The sequence below is a fragment of the Streptomyces sp. A18 genome (assembly GCF_059026065.1).
The window spans coordinates 1-20,474 of sequence record NZ_JBWLKL010000009.1 but is presented as its reverse complement, the minus strand read 5'-3'; the positions used below and the strand labels follow the sequence as shown (position 1 = coordinate 20,474).

Sequence of the window (20,474 nt, the reverse complement as noted above, 5' to 3'; positions counted from 1 at the left end):
CTCCTTGCGACCCCCACCTCCACCCCCGTAGAAGATCTCCGACGGAAGTTACTCCCCGGTATCCAAGGTCGGGCCGGGACAGCGAAGCCGGAGGCGATACGGCATGCACAAGGTAATGACCAGGCCCCGCCCCCGCCCGGCGGCACCCACCCGCCCGCCGGGCCGCACGGACCCACGCCGCCCGACGGGCCCCACGGCGGCCCGCCCACCGGTGCGCCCCCTGAGGACTCCGCCCCAGCCCCCGCCGCACCCCACAGAGCTCTTCACCGAACGCCTGCTCCTGGTCCTCAGCGGCCAGAAGCCGGTCCACTGGGCGGCCCGCCACATCGCCCACACCGCCTTCGACGAGCTGACCCGCCTCGCCGAACGCGCGCCCCTGAACGTGAACGGCCGCCGCCCCACGATCCACCGCATCGGCCACTACGAACCCCGCCCCGGCGTCTACGAGGTCTTCGCGAGGATCGGCACGGGCCCCGCCCTCAGGGCCCTGGCGTTCCGCCTGCACCTGGGCGAGGACCAGCGCTGGCGCTGCACGGCGGTAGAGGTGGGCACCCCTGCGAGGTGAAGGACACGAGACGAAAGGCGTGAGACGAAAGGCAAAGGGGCCGAGCACCCCACGGTGCCCGGCCCCCGACAGCTATAGCGCGCCGCTACTTCTTACGGCGACGCCCACCCTTCTGAGCCTTACGCCGCTCCGCCCGAGTCATCCCGTCCGACTCCGACCGCACGCCCGCGTCCTCCGTCTCGAAGTCCCCCTCGTCGACGCCACCCTCGGCATTCGGCGCCTGGAAGTGGAGGCGGTCGGGCCGCTGGGGGGCGTCGAGGCCCTTGGCGCGGATCTCGGGACGGCCGCTACCGGCCGGAACGGCGTCCTTCTTGTCCAGGGAAGCCGCGGCCGCGTCCGACACCGGAACCTCCTCGACCTGCTGCTCGACCTGGACCTCCAGGTTGAACAGGTAGCCGACGGACTCTTCCTTGATGCCGTCCATCATGGCGTTGAACATGTCGAAGCCCTCGCGCTGGTACTCGACCAGCGGGTCCTTCTGCGCCATGGCGCGCAGGCCGATGCCCTCCTGGAGGTAGTCCATCTCGTAGAGGTGCTCGCGCCACTTGCGGTCCAGCACGGAGAGAACGACCCGTCGCTCCAGCTCGCGCATGATCTCGGAGCCGAGCTGCTCCTCACGCGTCTCGTACTGCTGGTGGATGTCGTCCTTGATGGCCTCGGAGATGAACTCGGCGGTCAGACCCGCGCGGTCACCCGCGTCCTCCTCGAGCTCCTCGATGGTGACCTTCACCGGGTAGAGCTGCTTGAAGGCGCCCCACAGCCGGTCCAGGTCCCACTCCTCCGCGAAGCCCTCGGCGGTCTCCGCGGAGATGTACGCGTCGATCGTGTCGTCCATGAAGTGCGTGACCTGGTCCTGGAGGTTCTCGCCCTCCAGGACGCGGCGACGCTCGCCGTAGATGACCTCGCGCTGGCGGTTGAGGACCTCGTCGTACTTCAGGACGTTCTTACGCGTCTCGAAGTTCTGCTGCTCGACCTGCGACTGGGCGGACGCGATCGCGCGCGTCACCATCTTGTTCTCGATCGGCACGTCGTCCGGGACGTTCGCCATGGCCATCACGCGCTCGACCATCTGGGCCTTGAACAGGCGCATCAGGTCGTCACCGAGCGACAGGTAGAAACGGGACTCGCCCGGGTCGCCCTGGCGGCCGGAACGACCACGCAGCTGGTTGTCGATGCGGCGCGACTCGTGCCGCTCCGTGCCGAGGACGTAGAGCCCGCCGAGGTCCACGACCTCCTCGAACTCCGCCTTGACGGCCCGCTCGGCCTTCTCCATGGCGGCGGGCAGCGCCGCGGCCCACTCCTCCACGTGCTCGACGGGGTCGAGGCCGCGCTGGCGCAGCTCCGCCTCGGCGAGGTCGTCCGGGTTGCCGCCGAGCTTGATGTCCGTGCCTCGTCCGGCCATGTTCGTGGCGACGGTGACGGCGCCCTTGCGGCCGGCCTGGGCGATGATCGGCGCCTCACGGTCGTGCTGCTTGGCGTTCAGGACCTCGTGCTGGACGCCGCGCTTGGAGAGCTGCTGGGAGAGGTACTCCGACTTCTCCACGGAGGTCGTGCCGACCAGGATCGGCTGGCCCTGCTCGTGCTTCTCGGCGATGTCGTCGACGACCGCGGCGAACTTCGCGACCTCGGTGCGGTAGATCAGGTCCGACTGGTCGGCGCGGACCATGGGCCGGTTCGTCGGGATCGGCACGACGCCCAGCTTGTAGATCTGGTGGAACTCGGCGGCCTCGGTCATGGCCGTACCGGTCATGCCGCAGAGGCCGGAGACTTCCTTGCCCTGGTGGTCGTGGCGCTTGTAGAGGCGGAAGAAGTTCTGGAGGGTGATCGTGGCGAGGGTCTGGTTCTCGTCCTTGATGTCCACCCCTTCCTTCGCCTCGATCGCCTGGTGCATGCCCTCGTTGTAACGGCGGCCGGCGAGGATACGGCCGGTGTGCTCGTCCACGATCATGACTTCGCCGTCGATGACGACGTAGTCCTTGTCGCCCTTGAAGAGCTCCTTGGCCTTGATGGCGTTGTTCAGGTAACCCACGAGCGGGGTGTTCACCGACTCGTACAGGTTGTCGATGCCCAGCCAGTCCTCGACCTTGGAGACACCGGACTCGTGGATGGCGACGGTGCGCTTCTTCTCGTCGACCTCGTAGTCCCCGGTCTCCTCGATGCCCTTGAGGGTGTTGCCGGCCTCACCGCGGGTGAGGCGGGTGACCAACTTGGCGAAGTCGCCGTACCACTTGGTGGCCTGGTCGGCGGGGCCGGAGATGATCAGCGGCGTACGGGCCTCGTCGACCAGGATCGAGTCGACCTCGTCGACGATCGCGAAGTTGTGGCCGCGCTGCACCAGTTCGTCCTTCGACCACGCCATGTTGTCGCGCAGGTAGTCGAATCCGAATTCGTTGTTCGTGCCGTACGTGATGTCGCAGCCGTACTGCTCGCGGCGCTGGGCGGGCGTCATGTTGGCGATGATGCAGCCGACGCTCAGGCCCAGGAACTTGTGGACGCGGCCCATCATCTCGGAGTCGCGCTCGGCCAGGTAGTCATTGACCGTGATCAGGTGCACGCCCTTGCCCGACAGGGCGTTGAGGTACGCGGGGAGGGTACCGACGAGCGTCTTGCCTTCACCCGTCTTCATCTCGGCCACATGGCCGAGGTGCAGCGCGGCGCCGCCCATCATCTGGACGTCGTAGTGCCGCTGGCCGAGGACGCGCTTGGCGGCCTCACGCACGGTGGCAAAGGCTTCGGGGAGGAGGTCGTCAAGGGTCTCGCCGTCGGCGTAACGCTCCTTGTACTCCGCGGTCAGCGCGCGCAGCTCGGCGTCGGAGAGGCTGACAAAGTCCTCTTCGATGGAGTTGACCTGGTCCGCGATGCGGTGCAGCTTGCGCAGGATCTTGCCTTCGCCTGCACGCATGATCTTCGAGAGGACGGACACGGGGGTTGGTCTCCTTGCCGGTCGGGCCTGGCATGGTCGGTTTACTCATGGGGCAACGGCCATCGTAAGCGAGGAGCGGGCCGCGCCGGGAGGTCTGCCGATACGTCAACGGACGGGGGGCCTGGAAGGTGCCGGGTTGTGCCGATCAGCGCTCGGCGAAATGCGGGTGAAAGGTCAGCCAAAAGCACTGGCCTCAGGTCCCGCACCCCCGCAGAATCACCGGATGGAGCCCGTCACCCTCACCACCGAGCGCCTGAGCCTGCGCGCCTTCACGCCCGCCGACACGGACGAGACGTACGAAGCCTGCCAGGACGCCGACATCCAGCGCTGGACCACGATCCCCTCGCCGTACGCGCGCACGGACGCGGAGGGCTTCATCACGCGCATGGTGCCGGACGGCTGGCGCTACGACACGGAGTACACCTTTGCCGTACGTCCCCGGGGCGGCGGCCCACTGATCGCCGCCGCCAGCCTGCACCACCCGCGCTCGGGCGCCTGGGAGGTCGGCTTCTGGACGACGAAGGAGCACCGGGGCCGCGGCTACATGAAGGAGATCGTCCTCGCCCTGGCCAGGTGGGCCTTCACCGACCTGGGCTGCACCCGCCTGGAGTGGCGCGCCGAGGTCGGCAACACGGGGTCGCGCGCGGTGGTGGAGAAGGCGGGCTTCACCTTCGAGGGCACCCTGCGCGGCGCTCTCCTGAACAAGTCCACGCTCCGCGACTGCTGGGTGGGCGCCCTGCTCCCGAGCGACCTCGGCATGTCGTCGAGCCAGCCGTATCTGCCCTCCGGGGAGGCGGCCCGGGACTCGGTCAGGGACTGAGGTCCTCCCATCGGCGCAGGCCGCGTTCGTTGTCAGTGCCGAGCCCTATCGTTTCCGGCATGACGAGCCTGCCGCGCCCCGCCATCGACCTCTCCGCCGACGAGGCCCGCCGCATCGCGCTGCGCGCCCAGGGATTCCTGGGCGCGCCGGACCGCAGGTCCGGTGTGCGGGGCGTGCTGCGGCATCTCGGCGCGGTCCAGCTCGACACGATCTCGGTCCTGGCCCGCTCCCACGAACTCATTCCGTACGCCCGTCTCGGCGCCGTCGGCCGCGACAGGATCGAGGCGGCGTACTGGGACGGGGCGACGGGCCCGGGACCGGCCCGGCCGCACGCCTTCGAGTACTGGTCGCACGCCGCGTGCATCCTGCCCATCGAGGAGTGGCCGCACTTCGCCTTCCGCCGCCGGGCGTACCGCACCCGCCCGCACTGGCACCACGACCTGCCGGACGGCGCGTACGACACTGTCATCAAGCAACTCACCGCCGAAGGCCCCCTCACCGCCACGGAGTTGGGCGGCGCGAAGAACAAGGGCGAGTGGTGGGACTGGTCGGACGCGAAGGTCGCCGTCGAGCGCGCGCTGATGTACGGCGAGGTGGTCTGCACCGAGCGCCGCAGCTGGAAGCGGGTGTACGACCTCGCGGAGCGCGCGATCCCGGACACGCTGCTCCATGACGACCTGGACGACACGGAGTGCCTGCGCCGCCTGGTCCGCCTCGCCGGACAGTCGCTCGGTGTCGGCACTCGCGCGGACATCGCGGACTACCACCGCCTCAAGGGCGAGCAGTTCGACGCGGTGGTCGCCGACTCGGGCCTGCTCCCGGTGACGGTGGCGGGCTGGGACAAGCCCGCGTGGGCCGACCCCGCGGCCCTGGAGACGGCGCCGCGCGGCCGCCATCGCACGACGCTCCTTTCGCCCTTCGACTCCCTGATCTGGGAGCGGGCGCGCACGGAGCGGATCTTCGGCTTCACCCACCGCCTGGAGGCGTACGTCCCCAAGCCCAAGCGGATCCACGGCTATTTCGCGATGCCGGTCCTCTCCGGTGGCCATCTGGTCGGCCGCGTGGACCCCGCCCGCGAGGGCAGCACGCTCGTCGCCAAACAGGTGTCCCTCGACGACCCCAAGTCCGTGCCCGCGGTGGCTCGGGCGCTCCGTGAGGCGGCGTCCTGGGTGAACTGCGATTCCGTACGGGTGGAGCGGGTGAACCGCCCCGAGCTGACCGCGGAGCTGGTCCGCGCCCTCGCCTGATGCCGGACGCCGCCCTCACCTGAGGTCCGGGGGGGGGAGCTCTCGCCTGAGGTCAGGGGGAGCTCTCACCTGATCTCGAGGATCTTCTCCCGCATCGCGTACACGACCGCCTCCATCCTGGAGTGCAGCTGCAGCTTCTCCAGGATGTTGCGCACGTGGTTCTTCACGGTGTTCTCGGAGATGAACAACTCCTTCGCGATGTCGCGGTTGTTCATCCCCGTGGCCACCAGCTTCAGCACTTCCAGTTCGCGGTCGGTCAGCCGCGGCGCGGGCACAAGCCTGCGCTCGTCGGTGCGCTGGATCATCGACTTGAACTCGGTGAGCAGCTTCGACGCCATGGACGGACTGATCTGCGACTGCCCGTCGGCCACCGCGCGAATCGCCGTGGCCACTTCGTCCGTGGAGATCTCCTTGAGGAGATAGCCCGTGGCGCCCGCCTTGATCGCGTCGTAGAGGTCGGCTTCCTCGTCGCTGATCGTCAGCATGATGATCTTGGCGCTGGGCGCGACCTCCTTGATGGAGGTGCACGCCTCGATCCCGCCGCGCTTGGGCATGCGTACGTCCATCAGCACGATGTCCGGCAGCAGGTCCGCGGCCTTGTCCACCGCCTCGGCGCCGTCGCCCGCCTCTCCGACCACCTGGATGTCCTCCTCGGCGGCGAGGACGATCTCCAGACCACGGCGGAAGAGCGCGTGGTCGTCCACCACGAGAACCCTGATGGGCTCCTTGCGCGGTGCGCCCGCGTCCGTGCCGATGCCCGTGCCGTCGTCGGCATCCTCGTCCCGCATCGGTCCGAAGCTGTCCGCCATCGTTCCTCCCCCTGAAGGCCATGGCCCGTTGTGCGTCTACTGCCGCCAACCTGAGGCAGCAGCACACCGGTTGACCGGCTCCGCCCATGATTTCATGCCCGGACGGCCGCGCGGTGCGCGCAGGGGTCGCACGATGGTGCCCCTGGGGGCGCATACGCGCTCCAGGGGCACCATCTCAGCCCTCGGCCGACCTGGATTCAGCCGCCGAGCGCACCGCCCCCGCCGCCGGACTCTGCCCGCGCGACCATGGGGTCGGTGTTGAGGCGGATGACGCCGTAGTCGTAGGCGTGCCGCCGGTAGACGACACTCGGTTCCTTCGACTCCGAGTCGACGAACAAGTAGAAGTCGTGCCCGACGAGTTCCATCTCGTAGAGCGCCTGGTCGAGCGACATCGGGGCCGCCACGTGGCTCTTCTCGCGGACCACGAGCGGGCCTTCGCCCTGGATCTCCAGTGAGCCGATCCTCTTGACGGGCACGCCGTCCGGCTCTTCCTCACGTGCGACGGTGCCGTCTCCGTTGAGGTACGCCGCCTCCGGCACCCGCTCGGTCACTTCGGCGGCGGAGAGCCTGCCGGTGCCGCGCCGGTTGTGGCGCTTCTCGTGCTGCTTGCGCAGCCGTGCGTCGAGCTTGGCCGTGGCCAGGTCCAGCGCCGCGTACGGATCGGTTGCCGAGGCCTCCGCACGGATCACGGGTCCACGCCCGCGGAGTGTGATCTCCACGCGGTCGGAACGGTCGGCCTGACGCGGGTTGGTTTCCTTGGACACCTCGACGTCGAGGCTGATCACCTTGCCGTCGAGCTTCTGGATCTTCTCCAGATTCAGCTTCTCGGCCACGTGCTTGCGGAACCTCTCGGGCACCTCGGTCTTGCGTCCCTTGACGACGATGTCCACGCAGAACTCCGTTCCCGGATCGCCCCGCTTCGGCGGCGGAGCATCTCCCTTTTGCACCAGGCCCCGGTGACTCCCGGAGCCTCGGACTCGGTGACTTCCACCTCCTCCTCCCCCGCGAACAAGATCTACACCCCGACCGGCCCGGAAGATTGGAGAAAAACCCGGCGACCGGCATTCCGATATGCGAGGGGCGGCATCCGCCATTCCTCACAACCGAACATATCTCGCCCGGACGGATGTCGTCACCCTCTACCGCCGCGTACCCCCATTCAGGTGTATTGGCCCTCTCACTACCTGCAACGATGCAACTTCCCGGTCAGTTCCGGTTTAGTCCGAAAGAATCCGGCGAGGAGGCGACTACAGCGGCGGTGATCGAGTTCCCGCACGCTATTTCACGGGCTGTTACCGCCTGGGTCGACCCTTTACTTTCCGTGTGTGCCTCACGTATTGCGCGGGCCGCTTCCACCAAAGACGCGCCCGTGGTCATCAGGTCGTCCACGATCACGATCGTGCCACCCTCGGCGAGAAGCCGCCCACCACCCGCGATCACCTCCAGGGCGCCCTGCAGATTCACCTGCCGCTGCCGGGAGTTGAGCCCCGCCTGGTCGGCCACGGCACGCCGCTGGCGCAGCACGCAGAGCACCCGGGCCCGCGTCCCGCCCCGGCGCAGCTCACCGGCGGCGGCCAGCGCGATCCGCCGTACGGGATCGTGCCCACGCGCCCGCACGGCCCCGCGAGCCGACGGCACGGGCACGAGCAGTACCGGAGCGTCACCGCCCCGCAGTCCCGCACGCACCGCCCCGGCGAGCCCCGCGCCCAGCGGCCCCGCCAGCCCCAGGGCGCCCCGCTCCTTGTGCGCGAGCAGCAGCGCCCGCACCGCGTCCCCGTACGGAGCCGCCGCGTGCACCACCGGCAGCCCGGCCGGCCGGGGATCGGGACTCACCCGGCAGGGCGGGGCCCCGCACAGGGCCTCGCGGCACTCCGTGCAGAGTGCCGTACGCGGCGTGCCACAGCCTCCGCACTCGGCCGGCAGCACCAGATCGGTGAGGTCCCGCCACCACCCCGGCATGTCCACCACTGTGCCAAGGCGCGAGAAGCCTTGCCACCCCTGTGGAAAACCGCCTGTGGACAACTCCACGTCCCCGTACAGGCGTTACGGTCGACGGCCTCCTCGGACAGACACGCTCACACCGGCTCACCCCGGCTCACCCCGGAGAGGGGCGCGCACCCCGGCTCACCCCGGACAGACGCGCTCACCCCGGATAGACCGGCGCCGTCCCCTCCTTGACCACCGTCTGCCACTGCGCACCCGTCGGCAGCCGCACGATCCCGTCGTCCGAGTGCGCCACCAGCGGCTGCTGCTCGTCCTCGGACGCCGCGATCTCCTTCACGCCGGTGAGGCCGGGCAGCGTCGCGCCCGCGGGCACCGAGCCGTCGGACTGGACGTACCGCATCTGCTGCACGCCACCGGACTCGCGCCCGACCACCACGAGGCGGCTGCCGCCCGCCCACGACATGGCGGTGACCTCCTCCATCTGCGGTGCCGCCCGGCGCAGTTCGACCACCGAGATGCCTGGCTGCTCACCCTTCGCGCCCGTCCGCTCGACACGGCCGATCTGCAGGGACGTCTTGCCGTCCTTCTTGACGAGCAGCGCGACCCGTACGCCGTCGGCCGACACCCGCACCGCCTCGATCCGTCCGTCGAGGCCCGAGGTCGTGACCGGCAGCGGCTCTCCCGCGCCCTGATCCAGCCAGAGCAGCCGCGGCCGCTTCGGGTCGCGGTCGGCCACCCAGAGGTCGCCACGGCCGTCCCAACTGGGCGTGGACAGACCGTCGTCCTCCGACTTGGCCTTGCTGCGCACCTCCGGCTTGCCGAGCGGCCCCTCGGAGATCAGCGATCCCATGTACAGCGAGCGCCCGTCGAGCGACACCCCGGCCGCCCGCTCCTCGTCCCGCGACACGGCGGCGGAGCGCAGCGGCTGCTCGCCACTGCCCAACTGCCCCTGCACGGGCGTCGGATCATCCTTGCTCTCGGCGTTCGCCGACATCCGCACGAGCCGCCGCTTGTCGTCGATGAGGTACTGGAAGGCGGGGTGGTCCGCGGTGCGGCGCGCGGCGACGGACTCGGCGCGCTCCTTGCTCAGGACGCACAGCTGCGAGCCGTTGCGGCGCTGCAGTTCCACCTCTTCGACGCCGGACGACGTCAAGTCCTGGAGCGTGAACAGCATTTGCGCGGCCATCTCGGTGCACTTCTCCTGGCCGATGGGATCGGCCTTGCCGTTCAGCGGCACCGTCAACTTGCCCTGGTCGTCGGGTGCCAGAGTCTTGGTGCCCTCCTTGAGCCGCGTACCCGTCGGGAAGCGCGTGTCCACGACCGGCTTGAGCCAGGTGGTGGGTCCGTCGAGCAGCGCCTTGACCGTCTCCGTCACGGGGTCTATTCGCTGGCGTATGTAGACGGGGTCGGCGACGAGCCCTCCCTGGCCGCCACCGGGGGCACCGGACGAACCGAACGAAGGCGTCGCGAAGAAGTACTTGTTGACGGACCAGTAGATGCGCTGGAAGTCGGACTGCCCGAGCACGACACCTTGCGGAGCCCGGTCGATCCGCCACTCCTTGCCGTTCGGCCCGTCCTGCTGCGTGAGGTGAACGGTCTGGTTGTACGCCGCGTTGTCGAGGTGGTACGCGTGCTGGTCGTCGACGGTGGCGACCTTTCGCCCGGTCAGCGGGAACACCCGGCCGGCCTCACCACTGTTCCCGACACCGCCGTCCCCGACACTGCCCGAAGCCGTGCTCGGCCCGTTCTCGAGCACCGTGGTCCGCAGATCCGGGTTCCAGCTCTTGGACTCTTCCTTCGTCAGGTACTTGCGCGCCATCGCGAATTCCGGGTCGTCGCTCGTCAGCGCCTCAAGGAAGCCCTGCACGATCTCCTCGGGCCCCGCGTCCTCACCCGGCGGCATCGCGTAGACGCGGACCTGCGACTGCGAGTCCGGCCGCTGGGAGGCATCCACCGCCTTCAGGTTGCCGCTGTCGGGCATCGAGGCACAGCCCGCGAGCAGCACCCCGCAGGAGCCGAACAGCACGCCGGCCCGCAGGGGACGCCGGTGCTCGCACGGTGGACGCCGGTTCTCGTGGCGATCGTGGTCAGCGCCCACGCGAGGCCTCCCCTTCCCTGGCGGGATCCGCTTCCCTGGTGGACTCCGCTTCCGTCTCGCTCGCGTGTTCCCGCTCCGGCGCGGCGTCCGCGGCCGTTTCACCGGCTCCCCCGGGCTCGGCGTCCGCCGACCGCCGCGGCACGACGCGCGCACCGCTCCCGGGCAACGCCGTCGGGTCCGCCGTCGCGGACTGCTGTACGAACCGGGGTGCCGCCGGTGCCCTCGCCGGGACGGGCGGCGGCACCCTCTCGGAGGTCGACGGCTGCGCAGGCACCGTGGCGAGCTTGTTCGCGCCGCCGAGCGGGAGGCCCGCGTCGTTCAGGCCGCGGTGGCGCCTCGAGTCGTCGGGCTCCAGCGGTATCGGCGAGCCCCGCAGCGCCTCGTCCGCCGTGCGCGGCAGCGTCAGGCGGAACTGCGAACCGCCGCCGGGCTCGCCCCACGCCTGCAGCCAGCCGCCGTGCAGCCGGGCGTCTTCGAGCGCGATGGAGAGCCCGAGGCCCGTACCACCGGTGGTACGCGCGCGTGCCGGGTCGGCCCGCCAGAAGCGGCTGAACACCCGGGTCGCCTCGCCGGGCTTGAGCCCCACTCCGTAGTCCCGCACCGCGACGGCGACCGCGCCGCCCGCCACCGCGAGCCGCACCACGACGTCCTGGCCCTCGCCGTGCTCCACGGCGTTCACCACGAGGTTGCGAAGGATCCGCTCCACGCGCCGCGCGTCGGCCTCGGCGACCACGGGCTGCTGGTCCCCGACGATCCGTATGTGCGTCCCCTTGCGGTCCGCGAGCGGCTCGGCGCCGCCCACGACTCGTCGTACGACCTCACGCAGGTCTATCGGCTCGGCCTCAAGGGCCGCCGCGCCCGCGTCGAACCGGCTGATCTCGAGCAGGTCCGCGAGCAGCGTCTCGAACCGGTCCAGCTGATCGGCGAGCAGCTCGGCCGACCTCGCGGTCACCGGATCGAAGTCCACGCGCGCGTCGTGGATGACATCGGCCGCCATCCGTACGGTCGTCAGCGGCGTGCGCAGCTCGTGCGAGACGTCCGAGACGAAGCGCCGCTGCATCCGCGAGAGCTCCTCCAGCTGCTGGATCTTCAGCTGGAGGTTCTGCGCCATCTTGTTGAAGGCCTCACCGAGCCGCGCGATATCGTCCTCTCCGGTGACCTTCATACGTTCCTGAAGGCGCCCGGCGGACAGCCGCTCGGCGATGCCCGCGGCCATCCGTACCGGCGTGACGACCTGGCGCACCACCAGCCAGGCGATGGCGCCGAGCAGCACCACGACGAACAGTCCCGCGGTGGCGAGCGTCGTCCTGACGACGCCGAGGGACTCCTCCTCCTGCGTCAGCGGGAAGAGGTAGTACAGCTGGTAGGGATCGCCGTTCAGGTCGTTCAGGCGCTTGCCGATGACCAGGCCGGGCTGTGGGTCACGGCCGTCGTTGAAGACGAGCCGCGTATTGCTCTGATACGCCCTGGTGCCCTTGTCCACGCTGCTGCGCAGCGACTCGGGCACGCTCTGGATGGGGTCCACGCCCCCGGAGGCACGCGGCCCGCTCACCCTGGCGCCGTCGGACGTGGACGTCGGGCTCAGCGTCACCACGTTGAACGCGCTCTGGCCGCCGCTGGAGAGCTGCTCCACCAGGTCGGACATCCACACGGCGGTGGGCGGAGTGGCCCCGCCGTCGGACGTGCCGCCGCTGTCCTGCCCCGAGCGCGGCCTGGCGGAGTTCGCCTCGTCCTGGGCGGCCCGGAAGCCGCCGTCGGCCTGGCTCTGCGAGGCCTTCACCTTGGCCTTGAGCAGGCCGTTGTTCACGGAGCTCATGACGGCGAAGCCCAGCATCAGCACGACACCGAGCGACATCAGCAGGGTCGTGACGACGACCTTCAGCTGGATGTTGCGCCGCCACAGCCGCAGGGCGGGCAGCAGCGGCCGCCGCACCCAGCGCGCGAAGAGCCTCAGGACGGGGCTGCCCTGCACCCCGTCCTGCAGCAGCAGACCGCCGTCGAGGAGCCTGCCGAGCGTCGAGCCGCGCCGCGCCGCTCCCGGGCTCCGGGCCCCTCCAGTCCGCCCCGAGCGGCCGCCCGGTGCCCCGGGCGGTGCGGGGGAACTGTCCCGGGTCACGTCAGCTCGGTCCGGCCTTGTAACCGACACCACGGACGGTCACCACGATCTCCGGACGCTCGGGGTCACGCTCGACCTTCGAGCGCAGCCGCTGCACGTGCACGTTCACAAGACGGGTGTCGGCCGCGTGGCGGTAGCCCCAGACCTGCTCGAGCAGCACCTCACGCGTGAACACCTGCCACGGCTTGCGGGCCAGCGCGACCAGGAGGTCGAACTCGAGCGGCGTCAGCGCGATCGACTGCCCCTCACGCTTCACGGAGTGCCCCGCCACGTCGATGACCAGGTCACCGATGGTGAGCTGCTCCGGCGCGGGCTCCTCGGACCTCCGCAGCCGCGCCCTGATGCGTGCCACGAGCTCCTTCGGCTTGAAGGGCTTCACGATGTAGTCGTCGGCGCCGGACTCCAGGCCGACCACGACATCCACGGTGTCGCTCTTTGCCGTGAGCATGACGATCGGCACGCCGGACTCCGCCCTGATCAGGCGGCACACCTCGATGCCATCACGGCCCGGCAACATCAAATCCAGCAGTACAAGATCCGGCTTTGCCTCCCTGAAAGCGGCCAGCGCCTTGTCGCCATCAGCTACGAACGACGGCTCAAAACCTTCTCCACGCAGCACAATCCCGAGCATCTCGGCCAGTGCGGTGTCGTCGTCGACGACAAGGACTCGTCCCTTCATGCCTGACATCATCCCATTAGCTCATCGTTACCTGGCGTGACCTGGCACACAGCTCGCCGAGGCCCCCTGCTGTCACGGGCGAAACGACGCCCCCCTCGGTGACGATCGCCGTCACCAACTCCGGAGGTGTCACATCGAACGCGGGGTTGTACGCCTGGGTCCCCAGAGGTGCCACCGCGATCCCGCCTCCCGCTTCAAGCCCGGCCATCGGCACATAGGGTGCCGTGACCTCCGTCACTTCATGACTCGCCCGCTGCTCCACCTCGATGGACGCTCCGTCCGGCGTATCCGGGTCCACGGTGGTGACCGGTGCCACCACGATGAACGGCACGTGGTGGTAGCGGGCCAGCACAGCGAGCGGATAGCTCCCCACCTTGTTGGCCACCGAACCGTCCGCCGCGATGCGGTCGGCACCGATCAGTACGGCATCCACCTCACCCGCCGCGAACAGCGACCCCGCCGCGTTGTCCGTAAGCAAGGTGTACGCCATTCCGGCCCGCGCCGCCTCATACGCGGTCAGCCTCGAACCCTGCAGCAAGGGACGCGTCTCGTCCACCCACAGCCTGCGAAGACGTCCCTTCCGGTGCGCGGCAAGGGCCACCGCGAACGCCGTGCCCTCACCGCCGGAGACCAGCGCCCCCGTATTGCAGTGGGTGAGGATCCGGTGACCGCCACCGGGCAGCATCTCGTCGAGCAGCGCCAGACCGTGCACCGCCATCCTCGCGCTGGCCTCGGCGTCCTCCCGGTGCAACGCCCGCGCGGCCCGAAGGGCGGCGGCGCCCGCGAGCTCCTGGTCGGCCCCGCCCGCGAGCGCCGAGCGGTATGCCGTCAGGGCCCTGCGTACGCCGCGCTCGAGGTTCACCGCGGTGGGCCGGGCCCCCGCGAGCGCGCCCGCCGCCTCGGCCACGTCGAAGCCGCGTACGGCCGCCAGCGCGACGCCGTACGCACCGGCGATGCCCAGCAGCGGCGCCCCGCGCACCGCCAGCGTGCGGATGGCCTGCACCAGGGCGGGCGCGTCCGTGCACACCAGCTCGGTCTCCTCGCCGGGCAGCCTGGTCTGGTCGAGGAGGACCAGTACGGGCCCCTCCGGCGGCTCGGCCCAGCGGATCGCGGGGATCGCCGGTGTCTTCGCGTGCACGGGGTTCGCTGAGTTCGTCGGGGTCTGGGTCGGCCGTGTGTCATCGCCGGATTGCGCGTACTGATCAGCCATCCGCCCAGTCTGCCCCGTACCTGTCGGACAATTGAAGGTGTGCAGCCCATACGCTGCCCGGTCACCGCAAGGGTGTGCCGTGGCACGATGGCTGCCAACCGGCCGCCGCGACCGCGGACGGGCACCGTGAAGGAGCGACGATGAACGACACTCCGGGCTGGGCTTCGCCCGGATCTGCCCCCTCCGACGGACAGGACTCCGGCAAGCCCGAACCTGCCGAGCCCGCGGACAAGGCCGACGGCACGCCTTCGAAGTGGTCCAAGGAGCAGCCGCCGCCCGCCCAGTGGTCCGCCCCCACCCCGCCGGCACCCGGCCAGACCCCGCCCCCGCCGCCTCCGCCCCCCGGCGGTGGCTGGGGCGGCGGTGGCTGGGGCGGCGGACGCCCCGGCGGTCCCGGCCCCGGTGGACCCGGCGGTCCTGGCGGCTACCCCGGCTGGGGCGCGTGGCAGGGCCCGCCGCCCGCCGCCAAGCCCGGCGTCATCCCGCTGCGCCCCCTCGGCGTCGGCGAGATCCTGGACGGCGCGGTCTCCACGATGCGTACGTACTGGCGCACGGTGCTCGGCATCTCGCTGGCCGTGGCCGTGTTCACGGAGATCGTCGTCATCCTGCTGCAGGGGCTCGTCCTCAACGACAGCGAGACCGCGAGAGCCCTCGACGACCCGAGCGCGACCGTCGGCGAACTGACCCGCGCCCTGGGCGACACCCTGCTGAGCTCCGGCGTGATCCTGCTGATCAGCCTGCTCGGCACGATCGTCGCGACCGCCCTGCTCACGATGGTCATCAGCCGCGCGGTGCTCGGCAAGTCGGTCACCACCGCTGAGGCCTGGCACGACTCCAGGCCGCAGCTGCCGAGGCTGATCGGCCTGACGCTGCTGCTCCCGCTCATCGGCATGGCGGTCATCGCCGTCGGCACCCTGCCCGGCGTACTGATCGCGGTGGCCGGGGCGTCCGACGCGGGCATCAGCCTCGCCGTGCTCGGCGGCTTCGCCGCCGGCGTCGTCGCCGTCTGGCTCCTGGTCCGCTTCTCGCTCGCCTCGCCCGCCCTGATGCTGGAGAAGCAGGGCGTGAAGAAGTCGATGACGCGCTCGGCGAAGCTGGTCAGCGGCTCCTGGTGGCGGGTGTTCGGCATCCAGCTGCTCGCCGCGATCATCGCGAACGTAGTGGCGTCGATCATCGTCATCCCCTTCACCCTCATCGCGGGGGCGGTCAGCGGCGACGGAGTCACCGGCTTCCTCGACAGCGGCACCGGCAACCTCGGCTGGACCTTCCTGATCGTCAGCGGCGTCGGCTCGGTCATCGGCTCCATGCTGACGTTCCCGATCACAGCCGGCGTCACGGTCCTCCTCTACATCGACATGCGGATCCGCCGCGAGGCCCTCGACCTGGAACTCGCGCGCGCGGCGGGCCTCCAGACGGGCATGCAGGGCGGGAACGGCCCCAACGCCCCCGGAACCCCCGGGATCTGATGCGGTGACGGGGGCAGTGACGGGGGCAGTGCCGCACGGGTCAGGAGCGGCCGCATCAAGGGCGGTCGCACCACTCGTACGACGCGCCGGCGACGACGACCCACCGGTGACGGTCCCGCGCGCCCCCGCGCGGGAGGCCGCCGAGCGCGAACTGTCCAAGCCGCCGTACCACGAGAACGACCCCAGCCTCCTGCAGCGCGCCCTGAACCGCTTCTGGGACTGGGTCGACGGCCTGTTCACCGCCGCCTCGGGGGCGACCCCGGGCGGCGGCTTGGGCCTCCTGGTCATCGTCGTGGCCGTCGTGGCCCTCCTTGCGGCCCTCTGGTGGCGCCTGGGCACCCCGCACCGCGCCCCCACTTCGGCCCCCGCCCTGTTCGACGACCGCCCGCGCACGGCCGCGGAGCACCGCGCCGCCGCAGAGGCACACGCCGCCCAGGGCCACTGGAACCAAGCCGTCCAGGAGCGCATGCGGGCGATCGTCCGCGCTCTGGAGGAGCGCGCTCTCCTGGACCCCCGCCCCGGCCGCACGGCGGACGAAGCGGCGGCGGAGGCGTCCCGTACGCTCCCGACCCACGCCACGGAACTGCGCACGGCGGCCCAGTCGTTCGACGCCATCACGTACGGCGGCCGCACGGCCACAGAACCGACGTACCGCCAACTGACCACCCTGGACAAGGCCCTGACCACCACCAGGCCGACCCTCGCCAACGCCCACGAGGGAGCCCCCAGTTGACGGCCCCCGAGGACCCCAGGGGTCGCGGTGACGGGACGGGTCACGAGGGCGGGAGGACGGGCCACCAAGGCGGGACGGGCCGCCCAGGCGGGATGGGCCACGAAGCCGGGACAGACCACCAAGGCAGGACAGGCCACGAGGGCGGGACGAAGCAGCAGGCCCCCATCGGAATCGCCCCCGCGACCACCACCTCCCTCCCCGAAGCAACCACCCCCGCCTCCCCGACCTCCTCCACCCCCACCCCCCGCCAACTCTGGACCCGGACCCGCGGCATCCTCCTCGCCCTGGTCGTCCTCCTGGCAGCCGCCATCGCCATCGCGGCCGTCCGCTCCGGCGCCCAGCACGGCCGCCTCGACCCGCGCTCGGCCGACCCCTACGGCAGCCGTGCCGTCGCCGAACTCCTCGCCGACCGCGGCGTATCCACCCGCGTGGTCACCACCTCCGAAGAGGCCAGGTCCGCGGCGGGCCCGGACACCACGCTCCTGGTGGCCGACCCCGACCGGCTCACCGAGCGCCAGCAGTCACGCCTCCACTCGGCCACCAAGGACTCCCGGGGCCGCACCGTGCTCCTCGCCCCCGGCACCCCATCGGCCGGCACCCTCGCGCCCGGGGTCACCGTGGACGCCACCCCCAGCCTCGACTCGACGCTCTCCCCCCGCTGCTCCCTCCCCGCCGCCGAGCGCGCGGGCTCCGCCGACGTGGGCGGCCGCCGCTACGACACCCTCGCCCCGGACGCCGAAGCCTGCTACCTCACCGACGGCCTGCCCAGCCTGCTCCAGCTCCCGGCGGCCGACGGGCCCGGCGACACCGTCGTGCTCGGCGCCCCCGACATCCTCTTCAACGACCGCCTCGACGAGCAGGGCAACGCCTCACTGGCCCTGCAACTCCTCGGCTCCCGCCCGAACTTGGTCTGGTACCTCCCCTCCCCCGCCGACGACGCGGCGACCGACGACACCGCCGACCGCGACTTCTTCGACCTCATCCCCGACGGCTGGCTCTGGGGCACCCTGCAACTCACCATCGCCGCCGCTCTCGCCGCCCTGTGGCGCGCCCGCCGCCTGGGCCCCCTGGTCCCCGAACGCCTCCCCGTGGCCATCCGCGCCTCCGAGACCGTCGAAGGCCGTGCCCGCCTCTACCGCAAGGCGAACGCCCGCGACCGCGCGTCCGCAGCCCTCCGCTCCGCCACCCGCACCCGCATCGCCCCCCTCATCGGTGTCTCCCCCGCCCAGGCGCACGCGCCCGAGACCCTGCTCCCCGCCCTGGCCGCCAGGCTCCGCACCCCCGGCCAGGACCTGCACCCCCTCCTGTTCGGCCCGCCCCCGGGCAACGACGCAGCCCTCATCACCCTCGCCGACCAACTCGACGCCCTCGAAAAAGAGGTACGTACTTCATGATGGACCCGACCACTGACAACGCCGGGAACGCCGAGAACTCCGGGAGCTCCGGCAGCGCCCGCTCCTCCCTGGAGTCCCTGCGCACGGAGATCTCCAAGGCCGTGGTCGGCCAGGACCCCGCGGTGACGGGCCTCGTCGTGGCCCTCCTCTGCCGCGGCCACGTCCTCCTCGAAGGCGTCCCCGGAGTAGCGAAGACCCTGCTCGTCCGCGCCCTCGCCGCATCCCTCGAACTCGACACCAAGCGCGTCCAGTTCACCCCGGACCTGATGCCGAGCGACGTCACGGGCTCCCTCATCTACGACGCCCGCACCACGGAGTTCTCCTTCCAGCCGGGCCCGGTCTTCACCAACCTCCTCCTCGCCGACGAGATCAACCGCACCCCGCCCAAGACCCAGTCCTCCCTCCTCGAAGCGATGGAGGAACGCCAGGTCACGGTGGACGGCACCCCGCGCCCACTCCCCGAGCCCTTCCTCGTCGCGGCCACCCAGAACCCGGTCGAGTACGAAGGCACGTACCCGCTCCCCGAAGCCCAGCTGGATCGTTTCCTCCTGAAGCTCACCGTCCCCCTCCCCTCCCGCCAGGACGAGATCAACGTCCTCACCCGCCACGCCGAGGGCTTCAACCCCCGTGACCTCCACGCCGCCGGCATCCGCCCCGTGGCGGGCCCCGCCGACCTGGAGGCGGCCCGCGCCGCGGTCGCCAAGACGTCGGTCTCCCCCGAGATCACCGCCTACGTGGTGGACATCTGCCGCGCCACCCGCGAGTCCCCGTCCCTGACCCTGGGCGCCTCCCCCCGGGGCGCCACAGCGCTCCTGTCGACGGCCCGCGCCTGGGCCTGGCTGACGGGCCGCGACTACGTCATCCCTGACGACGTGAAGGCCCTCGCCCTGCCCACCCTCCGCCACCGCGTCCAGCTCCGCCCGGAAGCCGAGATGGAGGGTGTGACGGCGGATTCCGTCATCACGGCGATCCTCGCGCACGTCCCGGTCCCCCGCTGATGGCGCTCACCGGCCGCGCAGCCCTCCTTGCGGCCCTCGGCAGCCTCCCCGTAGGCATCTGGGACCCCAGCTGGACAGGCATCCTCGCCGTGAACACCCCGCTGGCCCTGGCCTGCGCCTGCGACTTCGCCCTGGCCGCCCCCGTACGCCGCCTCGGCCTGACCCGCGCGGGCGCCACCTCCGTACGGCTCGGAGACGCCGCCGACGTGGAGCTGACCGTCACCAACCCCTCCGGCCGCCCCCTGCGCGCCCGAATCCGCGACGCGTGGCCCCCCAGCAGCTGGCAGCCCGGCACCGAGGTCGAGGCATCCCGCAGCCGGTTGACGATCCCGCCGGGCGAGCGCCGCCGCCTCACCACCCGCCTGCACCCCACCCGCCGCGGGGACCACCAGGCGGACCGCGTCACCATCCGCTCGTACGGCCCCCTGGGACTCCTCACCCGCCAGGGCACCCACAAGGTCCCGTGGACACTCCGGGTCCTGCCCCCCTTCACCAGCCGCAAGCACCTCCCGTCGAAGCTGGCCCGCCTCCGCGAACTCGACGGCCGCACCAGCGTGCTGACCCGCGGCCAGGGCACCGAGTTCGACAGCCTCCGCGACTACGTCCCCGGCGACGACACGCGCTCCATCGACTGGCGCGCCACCGCCCGCCAGTCCACCGTCGCCATCCGCACCTGGCGCCCCGAACGCGACCGCCACATCCTGCTGGTCCTCGACACGGGCCGCACCTCGGCGGGCCGCGTCGGCGACGCCCCGCGCCTCGACGCCTCGATGGACGCGGCCCTGCTCCTCGCGGCCCTGGCTTCCCGGGCAGGCGACCGGGTAGACCTCCTCGCGTACGACCGCCGGGTACGCGCCCTGGTCCAGAGCAAGGCGGCGGGCGAGGTACTCCCCTCCGTCGTGAACGCCCTGGCCACGCTGGAACCGGAGCTCGTCGAGACGGACGCGAGAGGCCTGACCTCGACAGCCCTCCGCACGGCGAAGCGCAGCTCTCTGATCGTGCTGCTGACCAGCCTCGACGCGGCCCCCATCGAAGAGGGCCTGCTCCCCGTGCTCTCCCGCCTCACCCAGCGCCACACGGTCCTTCTCGCATCGGTGGCCGACCCTCACATCGAGCAAATGGCCAGGGCCCGCGGCACAACAGAGGCCGTGTACGACGCTGCAGCCGCCGCCCAGGCCCACGCGGAACGCCACCGAACGGCAGAGCAGCTCATCCGCCACGGCGTCACGGTCGTAGACGCGACGCCCACCGACCTGGCCCCGGCCTTGGCAGACGCATATCTGTCCCTAAAGGCAGCCGGCCGCCTCTAATCAGCACGCAAAAAAGGCCCGCCTTTTCGGGCGGGCCTGGAACGCAGAAAACCCCCGCACCCAGAGGGTGCGGGGGTTTCCCGTCAATAATAGTTCGGCGGCGTCCTACTCTCCCACAGGGTCCCCCCTGCAGTACCATCGGCGCTGTGAGGCTTAGCTTCC

The 20,474-nt window shown here is 71.0% G+C and carries 16 protein-coding genes and 1 rRNA gene; 8 read left to right on the top strand and 9 right to left on the bottom strand.

Annotation, left to right across the window (positions count from 1 at the left end; all coding sequences use genetic code 11):
- Positions 1-103: 103 nt before the first annotated feature.
- Positions 104-565, top strand: coding sequence for an Rv3235 family protein (locus tag AC5P1C_RS16780; RefSeq protein ID WP_493866639.1), 462 nt, complete (start codon positions 104-106; stop codon positions 563-565).
- An 85-nt stretch (positions 566-650) separates the two neighbouring features.
- Here the strand turns inward: AC5P1C_RS16780 and secA are convergent, their stop codons facing one another.
- Positions 651-3,488 carry a preprotein translocase subunit SecA gene (secA, locus tag AC5P1C_RS16775; RefSeq protein ID WP_493866638.1) on the bottom strand — a complete coding sequence of 946 codons (2,838 nt, stop codon included), beginning with the start codon at positions 3,486-3,488 and terminating at the stop codon, positions 651-653.
- Between the two features lie 223 nt (positions 3,489-3,711).
- On the opposite strand from secA, the gene AC5P1C_RS16770 reads away from it, so the two are divergent.
- Both AC5P1C_RS16770 and AC5P1C_RS16765 read left to right on the top strand, forming a co-directional pair.
- Positions 3,712-4,308 carry a GNAT family N-acetyltransferase gene (locus AC5P1C_RS16770; RefSeq protein WP_493866637.1) on the top strand — a complete coding sequence of 199 codons (597 nt, stop codon included), beginning with the start codon at positions 3,712-3,714 and terminating at the stop codon, positions 4,306-4,308.
- A gap of 59 nt (positions 4,309-4,367) precedes the next feature.
- Complete coding sequence (locus AC5P1C_RS16765; protein WP_493866636.1) at positions 4,368-5,555, top strand: winged helix-turn-helix domain-containing protein; 1,188 nt, start codon at positions 4,368-4,370, stop codon at positions 5,553-5,555.
- Positions 5,556-5,620: 65 nt separating this feature from the next.
- Here the strand turns inward: AC5P1C_RS16765 and AC5P1C_RS16760 are convergent, their stop codons facing one another.
- The 7 genes from AC5P1C_RS16760 to mtnA all read right to left on the bottom strand — a co-directional run bounded on the left by AC5P1C_RS16760 (position 5,621) and on the right by mtnA (position 14,411).
- Positions 5,621-6,364: a response regulator gene (locus AC5P1C_RS16760; protein ID WP_493866635.1), complete on the bottom strand. Its 744-nt coding sequence runs from the start codon at positions 6,362-6,364 to the stop codon at positions 5,621-5,623.
- Positions 6,365-6,561: 197 nt separating this feature from the next.
- Positions 6,562-7,254, bottom strand: a complete 693-nt coding sequence (gene hpf / locus AC5P1C_RS16755) for a ribosome hibernation-promoting factor, HPF/YfiA family (RefSeq protein ID WP_493866634.1) — start codon at positions 7,252-7,254, stop codon at positions 6,562-6,564.
- Between the two features lie 316 nt (positions 7,255-7,570).
- Positions 7,571-8,323, bottom strand: a complete 753-nt coding sequence (locus AC5P1C_RS16750; RefSeq protein ID WP_493866633.1) for a ComF family protein — start codon at positions 8,321-8,323, stop codon at positions 7,571-7,573.
- 184 nt (positions 8,324-8,507) lie between these two features.
- A complete protein-coding gene (locus AC5P1C_RS16745; RefSeq protein WP_493866632.1) occupies positions 8,508-10,406 on the bottom strand; it encodes an LpqB family beta-propeller domain-containing protein in 1,899 nt (632 codons plus the stop codon).
- On the bottom strand, positions 10,396-12,522 hold the full coding sequence (gene mtrB / locus AC5P1C_RS16740; protein WP_493866631.1) for an MtrAB system histidine kinase MtrB: 2,127 nt from the start codon (positions 12,520-12,522) through the stop codon (positions 10,396-10,398). Before mtrB ends, AC5P1C_RS16745 begins: the two co-directional genes overlap by 11 nt.
- 1 nt (position 12,523) lies before the next feature.
- Positions 12,524-13,213: a two-component system response regulator MtrA gene (gene mtrA, locus AC5P1C_RS16735; RefSeq protein ID WP_202121190.1), complete on the bottom strand. Its 690-nt coding sequence runs from the start codon at positions 13,211-13,213 to the stop codon at positions 12,524-12,526.
- Between the two features lie 4 nt (positions 13,214-13,217).
- Positions 13,218-14,411 carry an S-methyl-5-thioribose-1-phosphate isomerase gene (mtnA, locus tag AC5P1C_RS16730; protein WP_493866630.1) on the bottom strand — a complete coding sequence of 398 codons (1,194 nt, stop codon included), beginning with the start codon at positions 14,409-14,411 and terminating at the stop codon, positions 13,218-13,220.
- Positions 14,412-14,551: 140 nt separating this feature from the next.
- Here mtnA and AC5P1C_RS16725 point away from each other — a divergent pair, with 140 nt between their 5' ends.
- The 5 genes from AC5P1C_RS16725 to AC5P1C_RS16705 all read left to right on the top strand — a co-directional run bounded on the left by AC5P1C_RS16725 (position 14,552) and on the right by AC5P1C_RS16705 (position 20,312).
- A complete protein-coding gene (locus tag AC5P1C_RS16725) occupies positions 14,552-15,877 on the top strand; it encodes a glycerophosphoryl diester phosphodiesterase membrane domain-containing protein (protein WP_493866629.1) in 1,326 nt (441 codons plus the stop codon).
- A gap of 4 nt (positions 15,878-15,881) precedes the next feature.
- Positions 15,882-16,610, top strand: coding sequence for a DUF4129 domain-containing protein (locus AC5P1C_RS16720; RefSeq protein ID WP_493866628.1), 729 nt, complete (start codon positions 15,882-15,884; stop codon positions 16,608-16,610).
- Positions 16,611-16,702: 92 nt separating this feature from the next.
- Complete coding sequence (locus AC5P1C_RS16715; protein WP_493866627.1) at positions 16,703-18,004, top strand: DUF4350 domain-containing protein; 1,302 nt, start codon at positions 16,703-16,705, stop codon at positions 18,002-18,004.
- Complete coding sequence (locus AC5P1C_RS16710; protein WP_493866626.1) at positions 18,004-19,002, top strand: AAA family ATPase; 999 nt, start codon at positions 18,004-18,006, stop codon at positions 19,000-19,002. Before AC5P1C_RS16715 ends, AC5P1C_RS16710 begins: the two co-directional genes overlap by 1 nt.
- Entirely contained in the window at positions 19,002-20,312 is a 1,311-nt protein-coding gene (locus tag AC5P1C_RS16705) for a DUF58 domain-containing protein (RefSeq protein ID WP_493866625.1), read from the top strand. The genes AC5P1C_RS16710 and AC5P1C_RS16705 overlap by 1 nt, the downstream gene beginning before the upstream one ends.
- Before the next feature lie 92 nt (positions 20,313-20,404).
- On the opposite strand, the gene rrf is transcribed toward AC5P1C_RS16705, so the two are convergent.
- Positions 20,405-20,474, bottom strand: a 5S ribosomal RNA gene (gene rrf / locus AC5P1C_RS16700); the annotation flags it as partial.